The organism is Streptomyces sp. ADI95-16, assembly GCF_003721495.1.
GTDB classification, from domain to species: Bacteria; Actinomycetota; Actinomycetes; order Streptomycetales; family Streptomycetaceae; genus Streptomyces; species Streptomyces goshikiensis.
In genome coordinates this window covers 458,264-475,122 of sequence record NZ_CP033581.1, presented here as the reverse complement: position 1 = coordinate 475,122, position 16,859 = coordinate 458,264, and the positions used below count along the sequence as shown (strand labels likewise).

The window sequence follows — 16,859 nt, the reverse complement described above, 5'->3', positions numbered from 1 at the left end:
ATGCTCGAACACCTCATCCGCGGACTGCGGGGCATCGAGGCGGACTTCGACGCCGTGGCGCTGGCCGACGCCCTGTGGCTGTGCGCCGCCATGGGAAGCCCGGACACGTCCGCCGACGAGCGGCGGCCGTCCGGCCCGCCCGGGCCCCCGGCCGCAGGAACGCCCCCGCAGGAGGCGGTCACACCGGAGGAGCCCGGCCCGGCCGTCGACCCGTACCCCGCCGAGGAGGACCTGGGCACCTACGACACCCCCGGCGGGCCCGGCGACCTCCCCGCGGTCGTGGGCCGAGTCCGGCGCGGTACGGCCCTGCCCGGCGCCCCGGCCCTCGCCCGCGCGCTGCGCCCGCTCAGGCAGCCCTTCCCCCGGGGGCGGGAGCTCGGGCTGGACATCGAGGAGACCATCGCGCTCTCGGCGCGCACCGGTCAGGTGACACCCGTCCTCGCCCCGCTGCCCGAACGCTGGTTCCAGCTCGACCTGGTGGTGGACGGCTCACCCTCGATGCAGGTCTGGCGGGAGCTCGCCGACGACCTCCACGCCCTGCTGCAACGGCTCGGCGCCTTCCGCACCGTCCGTCGCTGGCGGCTGCGCACCGATCCCGACGGCCCGCCCGCCCTCTACGACGCGGCCGGCACCGCCGTTCCGCCCGAACGGCTCCGTGACCCCCACGGCAGGCGCCTCGTACTGGTCCTGTCCGACTGCGTGGCGGACGGGTGGCACGCGCCGGAGATCTGGGAGGCGCTGCGCGACTGGGTACGGTCCACCGCGACGGTGCTGCTGAACCCGCTGCCGCCGACGCTGTGGCCGCACACGGGCCTGGACGGTGCCCTCGTCACGCTCCGGGCGGGGGAGAGGGGAGCGCGCTCCGCCGAGCTCCCCTTCGACCTCCCCGAAGGCCTGCGGATCCTGCTCGCCGCGGCGTACCCGGAGGCGCTGGGCACGTGGCTCGCCTGCCCGGTGGCAGGGCTCTCGGCCGCCGACGCCGACGCCTGGGCCGGCACGCTGATGGCCGCGGGCGGCGCGGGCTGCGAGGGGGTCCTGATCCCGCCGGGAGGCCGTTTCTCCGACCCGGAGGACGAGGCCCCGGACCCGCTCGCCCCGGACCAGGAGCCGGAGGCGGCCGCGAGTCCGGAGCTGCTGCTGGGGGCCTTCCGCCGGGTCTCGTCCCCGGCGGCCCGCCGGCTGGCCGCCCTGTGCAGTCCGCAGACGGAACTGTCCCTCCCGGTCCTGCGCGCCGTACAGGCGGCGATGGAACCGGACTCCGGCACGGGCGCGGTCGCCGAGCTGGTGGTGAGCGACCTGTTCGAGCACGTCCCCGGCACGGAGACGGGCGAGCTGCGGCTGCGCTTCCGGCCCGGCGTGCGCGAGGCACTGCGTACCTCCCTGTCCGCGGAGGACGCCTGGCAGGTCTACTTCGCGCTGAGCCGCTTCGTCGAGGCGGAAGCCGTCCAGGGCCCCGGCCTCCCGGTCGCCGTCGCCGCCGAGGGCGCCCCGGACCGCATCCCGAACGGCCTCCGCCCGTTCGCCGCGGCGAGCGAGGCGGTCCTGCGGCTGCTCGGGGTGGAACCCGCGGGGACTCCCGCCCCGGCGGAGCCGGTGGGGGCGGACGTCGTCCAGGCCCCCGCGTCGTCGTCTTCGGCCGGCCTGTGGCTGCGGCTCTCGCCGTCCGGGGCGAGCCCCGACGAGTACGCCATGGAGACGAGAACACTGCCCGGGCTGCGACTCGTCAACTCCCGCCATGTGGTGGGCGATCCGCGGGTGCTCAGGGACGCGATCGCGCGCACCCTCCTGCGGAGCTGGGCGGCGCTGCCCGTCGGGGTGGAGCCGCCGCTCCTCGTGGTCGACGTACCGCGCGAGCTGCTGAGCCTGCGCGTCGAGGAGTGGAACGACAGCGTCCTGGACACCGAAGGCCGCGACGGCCTGCCGAACGGACTGCTCTACCGCGTGGTGTTCCGGTGCGCGGATCGGAAGGTGACGAGGGAATCCCGGCAGCTCCGTGACCTACGCTGGCGGGACCTGCGGGAGGCCGGGGGTCGAGTGACCGGTCCCCTCGGCGTGTGCTGGGCGGGCAGCGATTCGGCGGACTCCGTCCGGGCCCGTCTCGGCAGCACGCCCCACGTGACGTGCGTCGTCCTCGACGGCCCGCCGACCCACGGGCACAAGTTGCACCGACGCCAGCTGGATGCCGCCCTCGCAGCGGGTGTTCCCGCTGTGCTGTGGAACAGGGACGGTGCGAGATCGAGCGCCGACACGTCCCGTTTCCGGGAGCAGGTGCGGCAGCTGCTGGCGGGGAGCGGCAGCCTGCCGGACCGCCTGCACGCGCTGCACCGGAACTCCTGGAACCACACCGGCGAACTCGCGCTGCCCGTACTGCTGTGGAACGACCCCGCGCTGGAGGACAACGTCCAACCCGTCCCCCCGAGGGTGGACCGCAGCCGCGTCTTCGCGGTGGTCGTCGGCGTGGAGCGGTACGCCGGCGACCACGGCGAGAGCGACCTCGACGGCCCGGCGCAGGACGCGCGCAACATCACCGACTGGCTGCTCGAAGAGGGCGTGCCGCCCGGCAACATCACCGCCCTGGTGTCACCCGTGGAGGTCAACCGTGACCTCACGACGCACATGGGGGTCCCCGTCCGCGAAGCCACCGCCTACAACGTGGCAGAGGGGCTGTTCCGAGAGGTGGCCGGGGGCACGGGTGCGGACCTCCTCCTGGTCTTCTGGAGCGGACACGGCTTCACCGACCACTCCGGGGCCCGGCACCTGCTGACGGCCGACGGGCGCGAGGGCCGGCACCTGCACCTTGAGCAGGCGCTGGAGGCGTTCCGGTCGGACGCGGTGCGCTCCTGCGACCGGCAACTGTGGTTCATCGACGCGTGCGCGGGCCCGGCCGTCGAGGAGGCCGATCCACCACCTCTTCTGTCCGTACCCGAGGGCCGCCCCGTGGCCGCTCGGAGCCAGGCCGTCTACTTGGCGAGCTCTCCGGGCGACCTCGCGGCGGTCGACCTGCGCCGTCACGGGGGGCTGTTCTCCTTGGAGCTCTTGGAGGTGTTCCGCGCAACGGCTCCTTGGGATTTCGCCGACCCGTACGCCCTGCACGAAGAGCTCAGCAGCCGCTTCGACGAGATGCGCGAGCAGGGACGTACACGCCAGGCCCCGATGTTCCAGCGGTACGACCCGCCCTCGACTGCCCAGTGACGCCCCCGGAGCCGTCGCACGAGCGCACATGCTCGGCCACGGAAGGTGAGATCCGGGCCCCCTGCGGGTGAGGCGTCCCATAGGACCCAGGTCACATACGAGTAGGGCTAGTAGCCCCTGTTCCGCCCGTAGCGACCCCCGCGGGCGGCCCGGGAGCGGGCCTCCCGGCCCCCCGCTCCGATCCCGGCTAGTAACGGGGGTCGTTGCCAGGGCCGCGGCCGGCTGGCTAACTGGTTGATGTCGCCGGGCGGCACGGGTGTTTCACCCGGAGCCCGCGGATCCCCTCTCCACCCGTGTGAGTGGTTCACGCATGTCTTCGGCATGCGGCGACGGTCCTTGTCCCCTTCGGAAGGTTCCCCCGTGTCCCACGCTGTCATCCGTCGCTTCGCCGCTTCGAAGAAGACCCTCGCCGGCAGCATCGTCGCCCTGGGCGTCGCCGGCACCATGCTCGCCACGGTTCCCGCCCAGGCGGCGGCCCCGACGAGCGCCAAGGCGATCGCGCACCAGATGATCAAGGACCCGGCCCAGTTCGCCGCCTTCGACAAGATCGTCTCGCACGAGAGCGGCTGGAACCACATGGCCACGAACTCCTCCTCCGGCGCGTACGGCCTGGTCCAGGCCCTCCCGGCGTCGAAGATGGCCTCGGCCGGCTCCGACTGGAAGACCAACCCGGCCACCCAGATCAAGTGGGGCCTGGACTACATGAACTCCCGCTACGGCAGCCCGGTCGGCGCCTGGAACTTCTGGCAGGCCAACCACTGGTACTAAACCGCTCCCGCACCCCCACGCGCGGACGCACGCACGCACGCTCGGCCGAGACTCTCCGGCCGGGCGTTTTTGCGTGGGCGGTACGCCGATCGATGTGATCCACAACTCTCAGTTCGGGCTGATCTTGCGGTGGCCATATCCCATCCGGCAATCTTCTCAATGTGCCGTATGAAATTCGGCATCTGCCTGGATGGGGAGGATCACCATGACCACCGAGCGACCGGCGCTGTACGAGATGCTCGACGACCGGTTCCGTACCGGTCGGTGTATGAACGGCGATGACGGCCTGGAGGTCCTCTACACGGGCTGCCGCTGGGCCGAGGGGCCGATCTACCTGCCCGCCGCGCGGCAGCTGATCTGGAGCGACATCCCCAATGACCGGATGCTGCGCTGGGACGAGGAGACCGGCGCCGTCAGCCTCTTCCGCCGCTCCGCCGGGCACACCAACGGCAGCACCCTCGACCGCGAGGGCCGGCTGATCACCTGCGAGCAGGGCAACCGCCGCGTGACCCGGACCGAACACGACGGCACGGTCACGGTCGTGGCGGACCGCTGGCAGGGCAAGCGTCTGAACAGCCCGAACGACGCCGCGGTCAAGTCTGACGGCTCCATCTGGTTCTCCGACCCGGACTTCGGCATCACCAGCGATTACGAGGGCTACCGCGCGGAGAGCGAGATCGGCTCGAACAACGTCTACCGCGTCGATCCCGCGATCGGTGAGGTGCGGCTGGTCGCCGACTGCTTCGAGGCTCCGAACGGCCTCGTCTTCTCGCCCGACGAGCGGCAGCTCTTCGTCTCCGACACCCGGGCGGGCCTCATCCGGGTCTTCGACGTACGCGAGGACGGCACGCTGTCCGACGGTGAGGTCTTCGCCGAAGCCGGAGCCCGTGGGGCGGCCCGTTTCGACAACCTCCGCTTCGACGACGACGGCCGGCTCTGGGCGGCCGCGATGACCGACGGGGTGCACTGCTACGACCCCGACGGCACTTTGCTCGGACGACTGAACGTTCCCGAGGCGGTCGCCAACATCGCCTGGGGCGGACCCAAGCGCAACCGGCTCTTCATCACGGCGGAAACCAGCCTCTACTCGGTGGTCATGGGCGTCACCGGCACGCACCCGACCGGACCGGGGCGCAGGCCCTGGCTGGATCCGGAGTCCCGGTGACTTTCTGACACGACGACACGGGGTCCGGGCATGGGCGATCATGGCCGCATGCAGACCCGTTTCCTCGGCATCAACGAGCTGGCCGAAGTCCCGCCCGTGACGGTCGTCGTCGACGTCATGCGTGCCTTCACGGTGGCCGCCTGGGCGTTCGCCCAGGGTGCGGAGGAGATCGTTCTCGCCGAGTCGCTGGATGAGGCCCTGGCGCTCAAGGCGCGCCACCCGGACTGGGTGGCACTCAAGGACGGTCCGCCCGCGCCCGGGTTCGACGCCGTCAACTCGCCGGCTCTGCTGCGGTCCGCCGACCTTGCCGGACGGACCGTCGTACAGAAGACCACGGCGGGGACGGTCGGCGCCCTCGCGGTCAAAGAGGCGTCGCTGGTGCTGTGCGCCGCCTTCGTGGTGGCGGAGGCAACGGCTCGGCTCCTGCGGACGCGCGCGGGTGACGGTGTCACGTTCGTGGTCACCGGCGAGGACGGCCGAGCCGATGAGGATCTGGCGTGCGCCCAGTACATCGCCCGGAGGGCCGCCGGGGCCGAGACGGACCCGGCTGAGTTCCTCCGCCGGGCCGGTGCGTCGCGCGCCGCCTCCGAGCTGGCGCGGGGGGTGCGTCAAGGAGCCCACCCCGATGACGTCGCACTCTGCCTCGAGCTCGACCGGTTCCCCTTCGCCATGGTGGCGACCTCGGAGGACTCGCTCATGCTGCTGCGTCCCTACGCCGTGCCCCCGGCCGGCTGATGGTCGCGGGGCGCCCGTGACGACGCCGACAGCCACGGGGCTCTCGACCTGAGCGTCCGCCCCCTAAGAAGGCATCGCCGCGTGATCGGACTCGCTGCGCAGGACACAGAATTCATTGCCCTCAGGGTCTCTCAACACTCAGAACTAGAGGTTCTGGAGTGCTGGCATGGTGGCATCGGCCCTGGTCAAGCCGGGTAGCGGGAGTTCCTCCCTCCCTACAGAGGGCATGGGGAAGGCAGCAGGCGCGACACCTTCGGTCCCTACGAGGGGGATGCAGAAGACTGAAACCAGGAAACCTTCGCTCTCCCCAAAGACCATGGAGAGAACACCCGACCACCGGAACCCCCTCGCGGGCACGGTCTACACCGAGACCCTTCGGGGCGTGCGGTGTGTCCGTCTGTCCGTGCTGACTGACGAGACCACCAGCCCCGAGCGGCAGCGAGAGGCCGACGACATAGCTGCGGCAGCGCACAACATCAGCTTCGGCGAGGGGAACCAGCTCCGCGAAGCGGTAGACCTGGACGTCTCGGCTTCCAAGATCAGCCCCTTTGACCGTCCCGCCCTCGGCGCATGGCTCTCTCGCCCCGACGAGTTCGACGCGCTGGTGTGGTGGCGCTTTGACCGCGCTATCCGGTCCATGGCCGACATGCACGAGCTGGCGAAGTGGGCCCGCGAGCACCGAAAGGTGCTGGTTTTCGCCGAGGGGATCGGCGGAGGCGGGCGCATCGTTTTTGACTTCCGCAATCCCATGGACCCCATGGCGGAACTCCAAATGACGATGTTTGCCTTTGCTGCACAAGTAGAGGCGCAGAGCATCAGCGACCGGGTTACCGGCGCTATGGCTGCCATCCGAAAGATGGTGCTCCGGTGGCGCGGCTCACGCCCCCCATACGGCTACATGCCCGCCCCCATGCCCAAGGAACACGGCGGAGTCGGCTGGACGCTCGTCCCCGACCCCGATGCGGTCAAGGTCATCGTCCGTATCGTCCGTGAACTGTTCGAGGGCAAGACCGTTTCGGCCATCGCCGTGGGTCTCAACGCTGACAGCATCCCGAGCCCGCGTGACCACTGGTCCGTAAAGAAGGGCCGGAAGACCGGCGGGAAAACCGGTGGGGTCAAGGGGCTCACTAAGGACGCATTCCTTTGGAACCCGGCGGTCATTACACGAATGCTGCGTAATGAAACGCTGCTCGGCTGGAAGATGCACCGGGGCAAGCCCGTGCGGGACGCCGAGGGCAACCCGATCATGGCCACGGCCGAGCCTGTCATGACCCGCGAGGAGTTCGACCGCATCGGCGCGGTACTGGATGAGCGCAGCATTGACAACGGGGACCGGAAAGACACGGACGCACTGCTGTTGCGCGTAATCCACTGCGACTCATGCGGCGGACGGATGTACTTGAACAAGCAGGATTCCAAGCAGCGCCCCACGTACAAGTGCAACCCGTACTCGCGCGGGTTCAAGTGCGATAAGTCCGCCAACATCAGGGGCGATTGGGCCGACGAGTACGTGACCGCCGAGTTCCTGCGGCTGGTCGGCCCCATCCAGACAACGCACGTCGTGACCATCCCCGGATACGACCCCGGGCCCGAGTTGCGCGCCACTACTGTCGAGTTCGCCGAGCACCAGGAGCAAGAGGGGCGTCAGAAGTCCAAGCACGCTGCGGCCGAGTGGCAGCGACGAGCGGACGCGCTCGACAACCGGATAGCCGACCTGGAGTCCCGGGAGAAGACCGAGGCGCAGCGCATCGTCACGAACACAGGCAGGACGTTCGCTGACGAGTGGGCGGAGAAGGACACAGCGGGGCGACGAGCCATGCTGATCGAAGCTGGCGTTCGGCTCGATGTCCGGCGCGGTGTCCGAGGTGGGTGGCGCACCCTCGACGTACGGCGCGTGGACTTCACGATGCGCGGTGACCTGGATTCCGCAGCGGAAGGGCTCGACGGAGTCGCAACGGCACTGGAATCCGATGCGCGCGGAGACGAACCGACCCCGGGCGCGAGCGTGCGCCTGGTCGAGCCTGCCGCCGTGGCCGAGTCCGTCCGCGAACTGGCGGCCGCATAGCGCCCCCAGGGTGCCCCGACTGGCCCCACGGGCAACCGGGGCTCTCCGCTGTCCGTACGTGGGCATACAGCGGCCCTCGCCGGCTCACCATCAGGCGGGGTTGCTCTACAGCGAGGCGAAATGGTGTTGAGGGTGTCGAACTTCGACAGTTTTTGGGAACCCAAGAAAAACCTAGAGAGAAGAGAGAGCGGGGTCTCTCCTAACACCTCAGCACCCTCATTCTTCGCCAATACAAGAAACCCTCGGTCCCTACTAATGGGGAACCAGGGGCGGTCACCAACCCGTTCGCGAGGACTGGAAGCCGTTGAGTCCCTGTTACCCGTACACCAAGAAACATCCCAGGCCCGCGGACCACCGAAGCCGTGCGCGCGGGAACCCTTCGCACTCCCTTAAATCTCGGGACACGACCCATCTCCCCTGACACGCCAGTGAGGAACCATGGACACCACACGACACATTGAGGTCTGCGCGCTGTTGCGACGCGCTGAGAGCGCCGCACAGGACGCCCTGAGCGGCGACCAGGCCGCCGCACGCACAACACTTGCTCTCGTGACCGACGCACGACAGCGCGCCGAGGACACAGGGTCCGGCATGTGCGCACACCCGAACTGCTCGAACGACCTGCACTACGTCGGTCGGGGGCGTCGTCCGCTGTACTGCTCGGCGGACTGCCGCACGGACGTTTACCACGCCACGCAGATGGCCGCTCGTGCCCTGATCAAGGCTCCGCGGAACGACACCGCGTAGCGCGAGCCTGCCACATATCCGGCGAAGCCCGGACGTCGATTCTCCCCCTGACGTGCCATACGCAGGGGTTTTTTCATGCCCGAATGCAGAACAAGGAAGCAATCATGAGCGAATATCTCAACCGCGCCGAATTCCTGGACGGTAAGCGAGACAAGGGTCAGAGCCGCGCCGACGCATTCCAGCGGGATGAGCGCATGGAAGAACTCGCAGCACTGCGTAACTCGCGCCCCGAAGTGTTCGAGACGCTCGGCACGTCCCTCCGGATGAGCCTTGGCTACTACGAGAACGACAAGAAGATTGCAGCCGAGCACGGCCGCGACGTGATGAAGGGTGACAACTGATATGACCATGAACGAAATCGAGAAGGCTGCCGAGCGCGTTGCGAAGCTCAAGGCGCAGGCGGAAAAGATCTCTACCCCGCTCGCGAACGCACAGGCAGAGTTGGAGGCAGCGCAGGAAGCCGAAGCGACCCGCAGGGCCGAGCGTGGGGCGGTCTATGACCGCGAGTTCGCCGATACCTGGCGTGCCCGAGCTGAGCAGGCCGGGAAGTCCGGCGACGATGCCGAAGAGCGGTTCATGGAAGCCCTTTCCGCTGAACCGTGGTTTGCGGCATACGTCGAATACCGGGCTGCCCGCTATCGGCGTGGACACGTAATCAATGAGGCGCAGCGAGCACAGCGCTCGATTGGTGAAGTAGTTACAGCGCCCGAACAGCGTTGGTACGCCGCCATGATACTTGACACGATTCAGTCGGCTGTCGAGACTCAGGCGGCAGAACTTGGAGCGAAGTTTGCCGATGAACTTAAGCAGGCCCGCGAGGATCACATCTCCCAGCGGGACTGAAAGTGTTAGCTTGCCGGCCTGTTCTCTCGCACACTCATCACTGAGAGTTTTGGTTAGACCAGGGGGGCACTCCCGTCTCCTCCCGCTCCAGATCGGCCGGGAGCACAAAAACTCGCACGGCTAGTTAGCGCGTTTGTGCGGAGACTCGGTGTTCCCGTTACGTGTGTGAATAGCGGCACAGCCTGTTGATTCAGCACTGTAGGGATCGATCATAAACCCGGCCCCCCACCCCTTGCCCGGTATCTTTCGCCCACTGCGAGAGGTACCGGGCCCTTCCTCGTTCTGTGCTCTGTCGAATGCCGGAACTCAACGAGGCATTAGTTGCGGAGGGGTCACTAGCCGTGCCCGCTCGAAGAGCTCTCGGGCCGCATGGTTTTTGAGGTACGGCCTAATCCGGCTGTGCATAGTCTTGACGCGCTCGTCTGCGCGGCCGGATTGCAGGCTCGGGTAATCATCCAGCGCGAGAGCCCATGTCTGGCAGGCCGCCTCAAGGTGGCCGAGGTCGAGTTGCCTTTCGGCTAGTGTGCAACGATGCCGGACACGCGCTCGGCGATAGACGCTCTGGCGGATTTGATCCGACTGCTGCATTGCCGAAATCGATCCCGCCACATCCCCCAATTCGAATTTCACTTGGCTCGTATGGTAAAGCAGTGATGACGGGTCGTAAGAGCCAAAGGCTTTGGACTGCGATTCGGCCTTTTCCATGGCGATTTCGGCTTCGTTCAAATAGGAATGCGCGGAAACCCGGTCCCCGGTTTGAGCCGCCGCATGGGCTTGTTGGCCGGCAAGGAATGCCCGCATTCGCGGACCCGCTTTTGGTGAGGCTGCGGCAGCGGCGTCCGCAAGTCGCATTGCCTCTGCTCCGTGCCCCAAATCGACTGCCTGAACGCTCATCCCCCGAAGTGTCGTACAGAAAGTCAAGTGATCTTCGGAGGCTCCGGCGAGTTCCAATGCCTTGAGGTAGTAGCGCTGCGCCAATCCGTGTAGACCCTCATCTACCGCCATGTAGCCAGTCAGATAGCAGAGGTCCGAAACGGCGCCCATCATTGCTTTGCGTACGCTGCCCGGCGCCTCTGCACGTAGATATGGGGTCGCAGTGTTCACGAGGAACGCGGCAGCCATAGGGCGAGCTGTTCGCCCGCCGAACTGGTCGTCTAGATCGGAAATTCGCTCAGTCATTGCGGCGACGGTCTGAACGTCTGCCATTCCTATGCGCTGAACGTGGCCCTTTTGGACAGCTTCCATTCGGCCCACGACATCGGGCCAGTTGGGAACAGTCAGCGCGACAGCGAATAGGCCAACCCCGAGAATGCTTCGGCGTGATGGGTCCATATCTTTCCTCCCCAGGTCGAGCAGCCCTTCAACCGTACTGGGGTGGTTGGGTTCCTGATCTCCGAGATCCTGTGGGAAGCCCGCCTCACTGTGCGTGATGGGCCGAAGCAGTCTCCGGGCGAGCGCTTCCAGAATCAGCGGCCGGACAGACTCCTTCGGCAGGTGACCGCTCAACCACTGATGAACTGAAGGCTGTTGGTACTTCAGGGGGGTTCCGCGTTCGGTCCCTATGCGGTTGACCTCTTGGGCGAACTGCCGCAGGGTCCACCCGCTCTCGCGGTACAGCCGCTCAAGTCCGGCGTTCGGCTGTCGTGTCGTCACTGGCCCCAACTCCCGTGCTCTGACTGCTTAACGCTCTTAACTCCTGACCTCGCGCCAACGGTACCGCTGTGCGTGGTCGGACGGTTGCCTAGTGCGAGCACCGACCACCACAAGGGATGACGCCGCAAGGAGGGTCCGGACATGGAGAAGCACGCACGAATGGCCATGGGGAACCCCGAGCGGTCCAGTGCGGGGATATCGGCTCGGGCCTACTGGTGCGAAGTGCTCGCGGAAGGAGAGGTGTACGGGACGCGCGAGACCGTGCCGTACGTCCTCGGCACCTTCCAAACGATCTCGCCGAAACTCGCCCTGCGGTGGTTACGGAGCGAGGCCGAGCGCATCGCGGACCGACTCGACCCCGACCCGGCGCGCTCCGCGTGGGTCATGCCGTGGATGCGGGTGGACCCTGTGCCCGTCCCTGATACTCCCGCGGAACTGCGCATCTGGGCCGAGCACCCGGAGGAGCAGCAGGAAGCACGGGACCAGCTCAAGGAAGGTGCGCCGTTCTCCGTGGTCGTCCCGGACAAGGGGTGTCGCTTCACCCTGTCCGTCTGGCCCGTGGCCGTGCCCCCGCCCGAGTCCAGCCCGACACTGCCCGCCGATGACGGACAGTCCACATGCCCCCGCTCTGGTCGCACGAGCCACAGGAAGGCCCGTCGCACGTCGGGTTGGCTCATTCCCTTTCTGTGACCAGGGCGGGCCGCTCGACCCGAGCCCGAATCGCGCACCATGACCGAAGGAGAACACCCGTGAACACCCTTCCCCATGCCGAGCGCACCGCAGAGCGCGCACGGGAGATCCTGGCGGCCGTTGAGGCCGATCCGGAGTTCTCCGCGTTCAAGGCCGCGAGCCTGCGCTATGACGAAGACTGGACGTGCTTTTCCGGCGGTCCGGTCATCAGCGAGTACGACCAGGCCGACGACGCGGCCCCGCTGTTCACCGAGGGTCTGCGGGCGCTCTGCCTCAAGGCCGCAGTGTTCGAGGCGACCGGCGACGAGCGCGCGGCGGAAATCCCCGTCGCCGTGCCCGTGGACGAGATGACGCACGCGATGATCGCTCAGCCGCAGATCCTCGCCCGGATCACGGCCAGGGTCGGCGCGCAGATCATCCACCAGACCGACCAGGAACACACCGACTGGACACGGGACGACTACACTCACCAGGCGTACCGCGCCGCGTGGGGCGAGCCGCCCGCCCGGTACTGGATCACGCACGCGGAAGTGGCTCGCCGGCTCGACATCCTGCGGGCGAAGTACGAGGCGGCGGGCTTCCGCCGGATGGGTCTCGCGCACAGCATCACGTTCGAACCCGTGCCCGCGTAGCGGCTAGCCGAGTGCCTGCCGCATGACCGCGAGCGGGTCCAGCTCCGGGAAGTGCTGCCGGATCTGCTGCTGTGCCTGAGAGATCAGGTCATCGAGCAGGACCGGAGCCGCGCCGTACAGCACGTCATGCAGGTACGGCACCACTGCGGACGGGTCGGGCGGTAGTTGCAGCTCGACAGTCAGCGGGGCGTTCTCACTCTTGTAGCGCTTCGCGGGCAGCCCGACCTTTTCGGGGTGGACGCAGACCGGTGTCCCATCGTTCAAGTACCGGTGCCCGTCAGCCTTGTTGAACGGGCATTCCGGGGTCGGGCGCTCGAACACGTCGAACTCACCAACAGCGTGGACGCGGGACGGACAGATACCGCACGCGCGGTGGTGTACGTCGCCGTTCACGAAAGGCTCGGGCATGGCCGGAGCCTAGCTCTCACCAGCACCACAGACGCCCGTTTCGGACCGCACCACCCCCGCCCGGGGGACGAGCGCCGAGAACGGGTTGCAAGACCCGTTGCGGGGCCGCTGGGCGTGTTCAGCAACGGATGAGGGACCAACCCACGGTGCGCACTGTGCAAGGTTCCGCCGCCCCGCTCGTGTACTGCCCTGGTGGCACATGGGCGGGGCGTCCCTCTCCGTCCTCGCGTAGAAAGTTCAGCCGTGCCCGCTCTCGTCCCCTACGTTGCCGCCTACGCCAACGAGCTTGGTCCCCGTGAGGCAGACATGTGTCTGGAGGTGCCGCGCAACGGCGTTCCGCATCTCGCCTACGTCGAGCCTCGCCCGGATGACCGCGACGCGCACGGCAACCTGTGGGCCCGCATGACCAGGCCGAGCGCGAGCGAGCGCGGGCGCGTCATCTTCGACTGTATGGACCCACTGCGGCAGCGCGAATGCATGGAAGGGCTGCTGTGTCAGGTGTGCGCGAAACCCGCCGAGACCGACGCGGGCACGCTGTTCGTTGAGTGGCAGCGTCCCGCGGAGCAACCGAGACCGCTCAACCGGATCACCACCGACGCACCTCCCTTATGCCGGACGTGTCTGCCCCTGTCGCTGCGGCACTGTCCTTTCTTGCCGCGTGAAGAGACCGTGCGGGTGCTGCTCGTCCGTAAGTCGGTGCTCAGTGGCGTATCCGGAACGCTGTACCGCGTCAGCGATGATCTGCGGCACTGGATTCCGTCTGAGAAGGACACGTACTCCAGCTTCAACAAGCCCCGGTACCCCGGGATGCTCGCCCAACGGCTGTACCGCAAGCTGCGGGGCGTCACGGTCCTTGACGCCTCCAACCTTCCGTCCGCGCTGGCACCTGTGCCGTGAGGGAAGGCGAGCCCCGAAGGGGCCTTACGCGTCGCCCTGGCGCTTGTCTTCGGTGGCTCGCTCGGCGACGAACGACCCCCGCCCCCATTCGGTCCGGATGACCCCGCGTTCTCGGAGAACCTTCACGGCTCGGCGGGCAGTCTCCCGAGCAACCTGGTGCCGCTCGCACAGATCGGCTTCGGAAGGGATGCGGTCGCCCGGCCCGAGCCTGCCCGCCTTGATATCTGCCGTGAGCGCGTCCAGCACCCGCATATACGGGGCGTACGGCGTGTGGGGGTCGGGCGAGTGCTCTGGCATGGGGAGAGCGTAGACAACGGGCCAAAGTTAGGCGACTTAGACAGGCAGACAAGTTAGACAGGTAGACGAGTTAGACGAGTTGGCTTAGCGTGATTCTCCGCATACGAAAGCGCCCCGGAAGACCGCTGGTATCGGTCCGCCGGGGCTCCGCCGGGGCTCCGCCGAAACAGCTTTAGGGAGCTGAAACGACATGCGCGATTCTATCGCCCGTGCACTGTTTTGGGTGCTGCGGATACTGCTGCCTGCCCATGGACGACACGCGGCAGTCCCCGCCCCTCGCCCCGAACCCCTGCCCCTCGTAATCTGCGCCCCGACGACCCCGATTCCGGTGCATGTCCTCGCACGGTCCATTCCGTCCCCGTGGCACCACCGCGTAGGCCCGTGGCTGCTCGCCAGGGAAGCGGAGCAGACACTAGAGCTGCACATGATCCGGCAACGTCGGCGCGCTGCTGCGCTTGCGACGATGGGCGTTGACTACCCGTACAGCTACCCCGGAGCCTTGTTCCCGCACGCTGCGTTCGCTGATGCGGGGGTGTCCGCATGACCAGCGAGCCCCAAGAGTGCGCCCCCGATGTCTTCACAGTCTGCGGTCACTGGACCAACGCCCCCATCGTCGTCGGCTCGGTGCAGAGCATGAGCGGTGCTGGATACACGCACTACACGTGCCCGGATCACATCTACCGGTACCCGCCCCGCGCGCAGTGGGACGAGCTGCCCGCGATGCGCTGGACCCCTCGGTGCTGACCAGCTCCAGACAGCAAAACGCCCCGTGCGGCCAAGTGCCGTGCGGGGCTCTGTCGTTGGGGCTGACGTGCGCGTATCCTCAGAACTGGTAGTCAGGAGTGTTGGGGTCGGCGAGGACGGCCCAGCCCGCGCCGTCGGGCTTGCGGTGATCAGTGACCAGGGTGGCTCCGAGGGCCAACAGCCGCTCGACCTCCTCCTCGCGCGAGGTCGTCGGGCGCAGGCACAAGTGGATCCGGTTCTTGACCGTCTTCGGCTCCGGCACCTGGTTGAAGTACAGGAGCGGGCCCTGCGGAAGCATCACTTGGGTCTCCCGGTCGCCCGGTCTGTTCTGCGGATGCAGCGGAGAGCCGGTCACCCCGCTCCAGAACCGCGCCAGCCCATAGGCATCCGAACAGTCGATCGCCACGTTCTGCACCACCGAAATCATGTGGTTCAGCCTGCCCGAGCACCGCTCAGTCCGCCACCGAGATCGGGCCCGGGCCCTCCCTCGACGGTGTGTTCCGGGCCGAGTCGGCGAGCCGCGCGGCGAACGCGGTGATGAGCCCGCGGAGTTCGTCCGGTCGCTCGATGACGAACGGACGGTCGAGGGAGGCGAGTACGGCAGGCAGCCAGTCGAGCCGGTCCACCCGCATCTCGACGCGGGACCAGCGCCCGCCCTCCGGGTCCGGGCCGTCCTCGGGCGGCAACTCCTCCACGATCGCGAGGCCCGTGGGAAGCCTCGCCCGGACGTACTCGGCCGTCTCCTGGACCCGCGCCGTCACCTCGTGCCGGTACGGAGCGGTGGCCAGACCCGCCAGGACGCGCTCCGCCGGGTCGAACCCGGTGGGCGGCTCGAACGTGCCGGGCAGGGTCCTCGCGTCGGCGATGCGATCGAGCCGGAAGGTGCGTTCCTCGCCGACTGCGGGATCCCCACCGGTCACGTACCACCTGCCCGAGTGGGCGACGAGCCCGTACGGGTGCAGCGTGCGTTCGCTGTGCCGGCCGTCCGCGGCGGTGTACCGGATCGAAACCGGCCGGTGATGGCGCACCGCGTCCGCGATCGCGAGAAGGACCGCGGTCTCCGGGACCGCCGACGTACGGGGCGGGGCGGTGAAGGCGAGGGAGCCGAGTACGGCGTCGAGCCTGCGGCCGAGCCGTTCGGGCAGGACCCGCCGGATCTTGGCGGCTGCCGTCTCGCTCGCCGCGCCCGCGGCGCTCATCAGGCCGGCCCGCTGACCGGCGACCAGGCCGAGCAGCACGGCGAGCGCTTCGTCGTCGCTCAGCATCAGCGGAGGCATGCGGTAGCCGGCGGCGAGCCGGTAGCCGCCGTGGCGGCCACGTACCGACTCCACGGGTACGTCGAGGTCGAGGAGGTGATCGGCGTACCGCCGCACCGTGCGCTCGTCGACTTCGAGCCGGGCGGCGAGTTCGGCGACGGTCCGAAGGCCGCCCGATTGCAGGAGCTCCAGCAGGGTGAGCACGCGCGCGATGGGTCGGGGCATGCCAAGAATTCTCCCGCAGATACCGGGCGGATCCTGTCCGGTATTCGCTCTAGCGTGAGGTCATCACCAAGACCGACGACCTGACCTGGAGAGACCCCATGGACTTCGTTTCGATCCGCATCATCACGGGCGACGTCGCCCGCCTCGTCGACTTCTACGAGCGCGCCACCGGAGTGGGGGCGAACTGGGCCACGGAAGACTTCGCCGAACTCAGGACCGCCTCGGCCGCCCTCGCCATCGCCGGAACCCGTACCGTGCCCCTGTTCGCGCCCGGCGCCGCCCGGCCGGCCGACAACCACAGCGTCATCATCGAGTTCCTCGTCGACGACGTGGACCGTGTCCACCGGAACCTGAGCGGCTTCGTGGAGGACTTCGTCCAGGCGCCCACCACGATGCCCTGGGGCAACCGCTCGCTCCTCTTGCGGGACCCCGACGGCAACCTCGTCAACTTCTTCACGCCGGTCACCTCGGCAGCCGTCGCCAAGTTCGCCGCCAGGGCCACCCCGTAGCGAGCACCACCGCCCGGCCCGGGCGGTGGTGCT

18 protein-coding genes are annotated in these 16,859 nt (G+C 68.1%); 13 read left to right on the top strand and 5 right to left on the bottom strand.

From position 1 onward, the window contains the following. The 8 genes from EES41_RS02475 to EES41_RS02435 all read left to right on the top strand — a co-directional run bounded on the left by EES41_RS02475 (position 1) and on the right by EES41_RS02435 (position 9,515). Positions 1–3,192 carry an SAV_2336 N-terminal domain-related protein gene (locus EES41_RS02475; protein ID WP_123075249.1) on the top strand — a complete coding sequence of 1,064 codons (3,192 nt, stop codon included), beginning with the start codon at positions 1–3 and terminating at the stop codon, positions 3,190–3,192. A gap of 321 nt (positions 3,193–3,513) precedes the next feature. Further along, positions 3,514–3,960, top strand: a complete 447-nt coding sequence (locus tag EES41_RS02470; protein ID WP_008735499.1) for a transglycosylase SLT domain-containing protein — start codon at positions 3,514–3,516, stop codon at positions 3,958–3,960. Positions 3,961–4,165: 205 nt separating this feature from the next. After that, positions 4,166–5,125, top strand: a complete 960-nt coding sequence (locus EES41_RS02465) for an SMP-30/gluconolactonase/LRE family protein (RefSeq protein ID WP_123075247.1) — start codon at positions 4,166–4,168, stop codon at positions 5,123–5,125. Positions 5,126–5,173: 48 nt separating this feature from the next. Further along, complete coding sequence (locus tag EES41_RS02460; RefSeq protein WP_123075245.1) at positions 5,174–5,860, top strand: 2-phosphosulfolactate phosphatase; 687 nt, start codon at positions 5,174–5,176, stop codon at positions 5,858–5,860. 316 nt (positions 5,861–6,176) lie between these two features. Next, the gene (locus EES41_RS02450) at positions 6,177–7,925 is read left to right on the top strand and encodes a recombinase family protein (RefSeq protein WP_254211274.1); all 1,749 of its coding nucleotides are present in this window, start codon (positions 6,177–6,179) and stop codon (positions 7,923–7,925) included. Between the two features lie 549 nt (positions 7,926–8,474). Further along, on the top strand, positions 8,475–8,672 hold the full coding sequence (locus tag EES41_RS41255) for a hypothetical protein (RefSeq protein ID WP_164495719.1): 198 nt from the start codon (positions 8,475–8,477) through the stop codon (positions 8,670–8,672). 83 nt (positions 8,673–8,755) lie between these two features. Continuing rightward, the gene (locus EES41_RS02440) at positions 8,756–9,013 is read left to right on the top strand and encodes a hypothetical protein (protein WP_164495718.1); all 258 of its coding nucleotides are present in this window, start codon (positions 8,756–8,758) and stop codon (positions 9,011–9,013) included. Between the two features lies 1 nt (position 9,014). After that, complete coding sequence (locus EES41_RS02435; RefSeq protein WP_123075239.1) at positions 9,015–9,515, top strand: hypothetical protein; 501 nt, start codon at positions 9,015–9,017, stop codon at positions 9,513–9,515. Between the two features lie 306 nt (positions 9,516–9,821). On the opposite strand, the gene EES41_RS02430 is transcribed toward EES41_RS02435, so the two are convergent. Next, entirely contained in the window at positions 9,822–11,168 is a 1,347-nt protein-coding gene (locus EES41_RS02430) for a tetratricopeptide repeat protein (RefSeq protein ID WP_123075237.1), read from the bottom strand. A 141-nt stretch (positions 11,169–11,309) separates the two neighbouring features. Here EES41_RS02430 and EES41_RS02425 point away from each other — a divergent pair, with 141 nt between their 5' ends. Continuing rightward, a complete protein-coding gene (locus EES41_RS02425; RefSeq protein WP_254211273.1) occupies positions 11,310–11,858 on the top strand; it encodes a hypothetical protein in 549 nt (182 codons plus the stop codon). Positions 11,859–11,917: 59 nt separating this feature from the next. Then, positions 11,918–12,490, top strand: coding sequence for a hypothetical protein (locus tag EES41_RS02420; RefSeq protein WP_123075235.1), 573 nt, complete (start codon positions 11,918–11,920; stop codon positions 12,488–12,490). A gap of 3 nt (positions 12,491–12,493) precedes the next feature. On the opposite strand, the gene EES41_RS02415 is transcribed toward EES41_RS02420, so the two are convergent. After that, on the bottom strand, positions 12,494–12,898 hold the full coding sequence (locus tag EES41_RS02415) for a hypothetical protein (RefSeq protein WP_123075233.1): 405 nt from the start codon (positions 12,896–12,898) through the stop codon (positions 12,494–12,496). A gap of 243 nt (positions 12,899–13,141) precedes the next feature. Between EES41_RS02415 and EES41_RS02410 the strand changes: the two genes are divergently transcribed. After that, on the top strand, positions 13,142–13,795 hold the full coding sequence (locus tag EES41_RS02410; protein ID WP_164495717.1) for a hypothetical protein: 654 nt from the start codon (positions 13,142–13,144) through the stop codon (positions 13,793–13,795). Between the two features lie 24 nt (positions 13,796–13,819). Here EES41_RS02410 and EES41_RS02405 read toward each other — a convergent pair whose 3' ends face one another. Then, positions 13,820–14,092, bottom strand: coding sequence for a winged helix-turn-helix domain-containing protein (locus EES41_RS02405; RefSeq protein WP_254211272.1), 273 nt, complete (start codon positions 14,090–14,092; stop codon positions 13,820–13,822). A gap of 540 nt (positions 14,093–14,632) precedes the next feature. On the opposite strand from EES41_RS02405, the gene EES41_RS02395 reads away from it, so the two are divergent. Then, positions 14,633–14,836 (top strand): hypothetical protein, encoded by a 204-nt coding sequence (locus tag EES41_RS02395; protein WP_123075227.1) that lies wholly within the window; start codon positions 14,633–14,635, stop codon positions 14,834–14,836. 79 nt (positions 14,837–14,915) lie between these two features. Here the strand turns inward: EES41_RS02395 and EES41_RS02390 are convergent, their stop codons facing one another. Together EES41_RS02390 and EES41_RS02385 are read right to left on the bottom strand one after the other, a co-directional pair. Then, a complete protein-coding gene (locus EES41_RS02390) occupies positions 14,916–15,263 on the bottom strand; it encodes a VOC family protein (protein ID WP_123075225.1) in 348 nt (115 codons plus the stop codon). A gap of 25 nt (positions 15,264–15,288) precedes the next feature. Beyond that, positions 15,289–16,317, bottom strand: coding sequence for a YafY family protein (locus EES41_RS02385; RefSeq protein WP_123075223.1), 1,029 nt, complete (start codon positions 16,315–16,317; stop codon positions 15,289–15,291). Between the two features lie 98 nt (positions 16,318–16,415). Between EES41_RS02385 and EES41_RS02380 the strand changes: the two genes are divergently transcribed. Continuing rightward, on the top strand, positions 16,416–16,826 hold the full coding sequence (locus EES41_RS02380; protein WP_123075221.1) for a VOC family protein: 411 nt from the start codon (positions 16,416–16,418) through the stop codon (positions 16,824–16,826). Positions 16,827–16,859 lie beyond the last annotated feature (33 nt).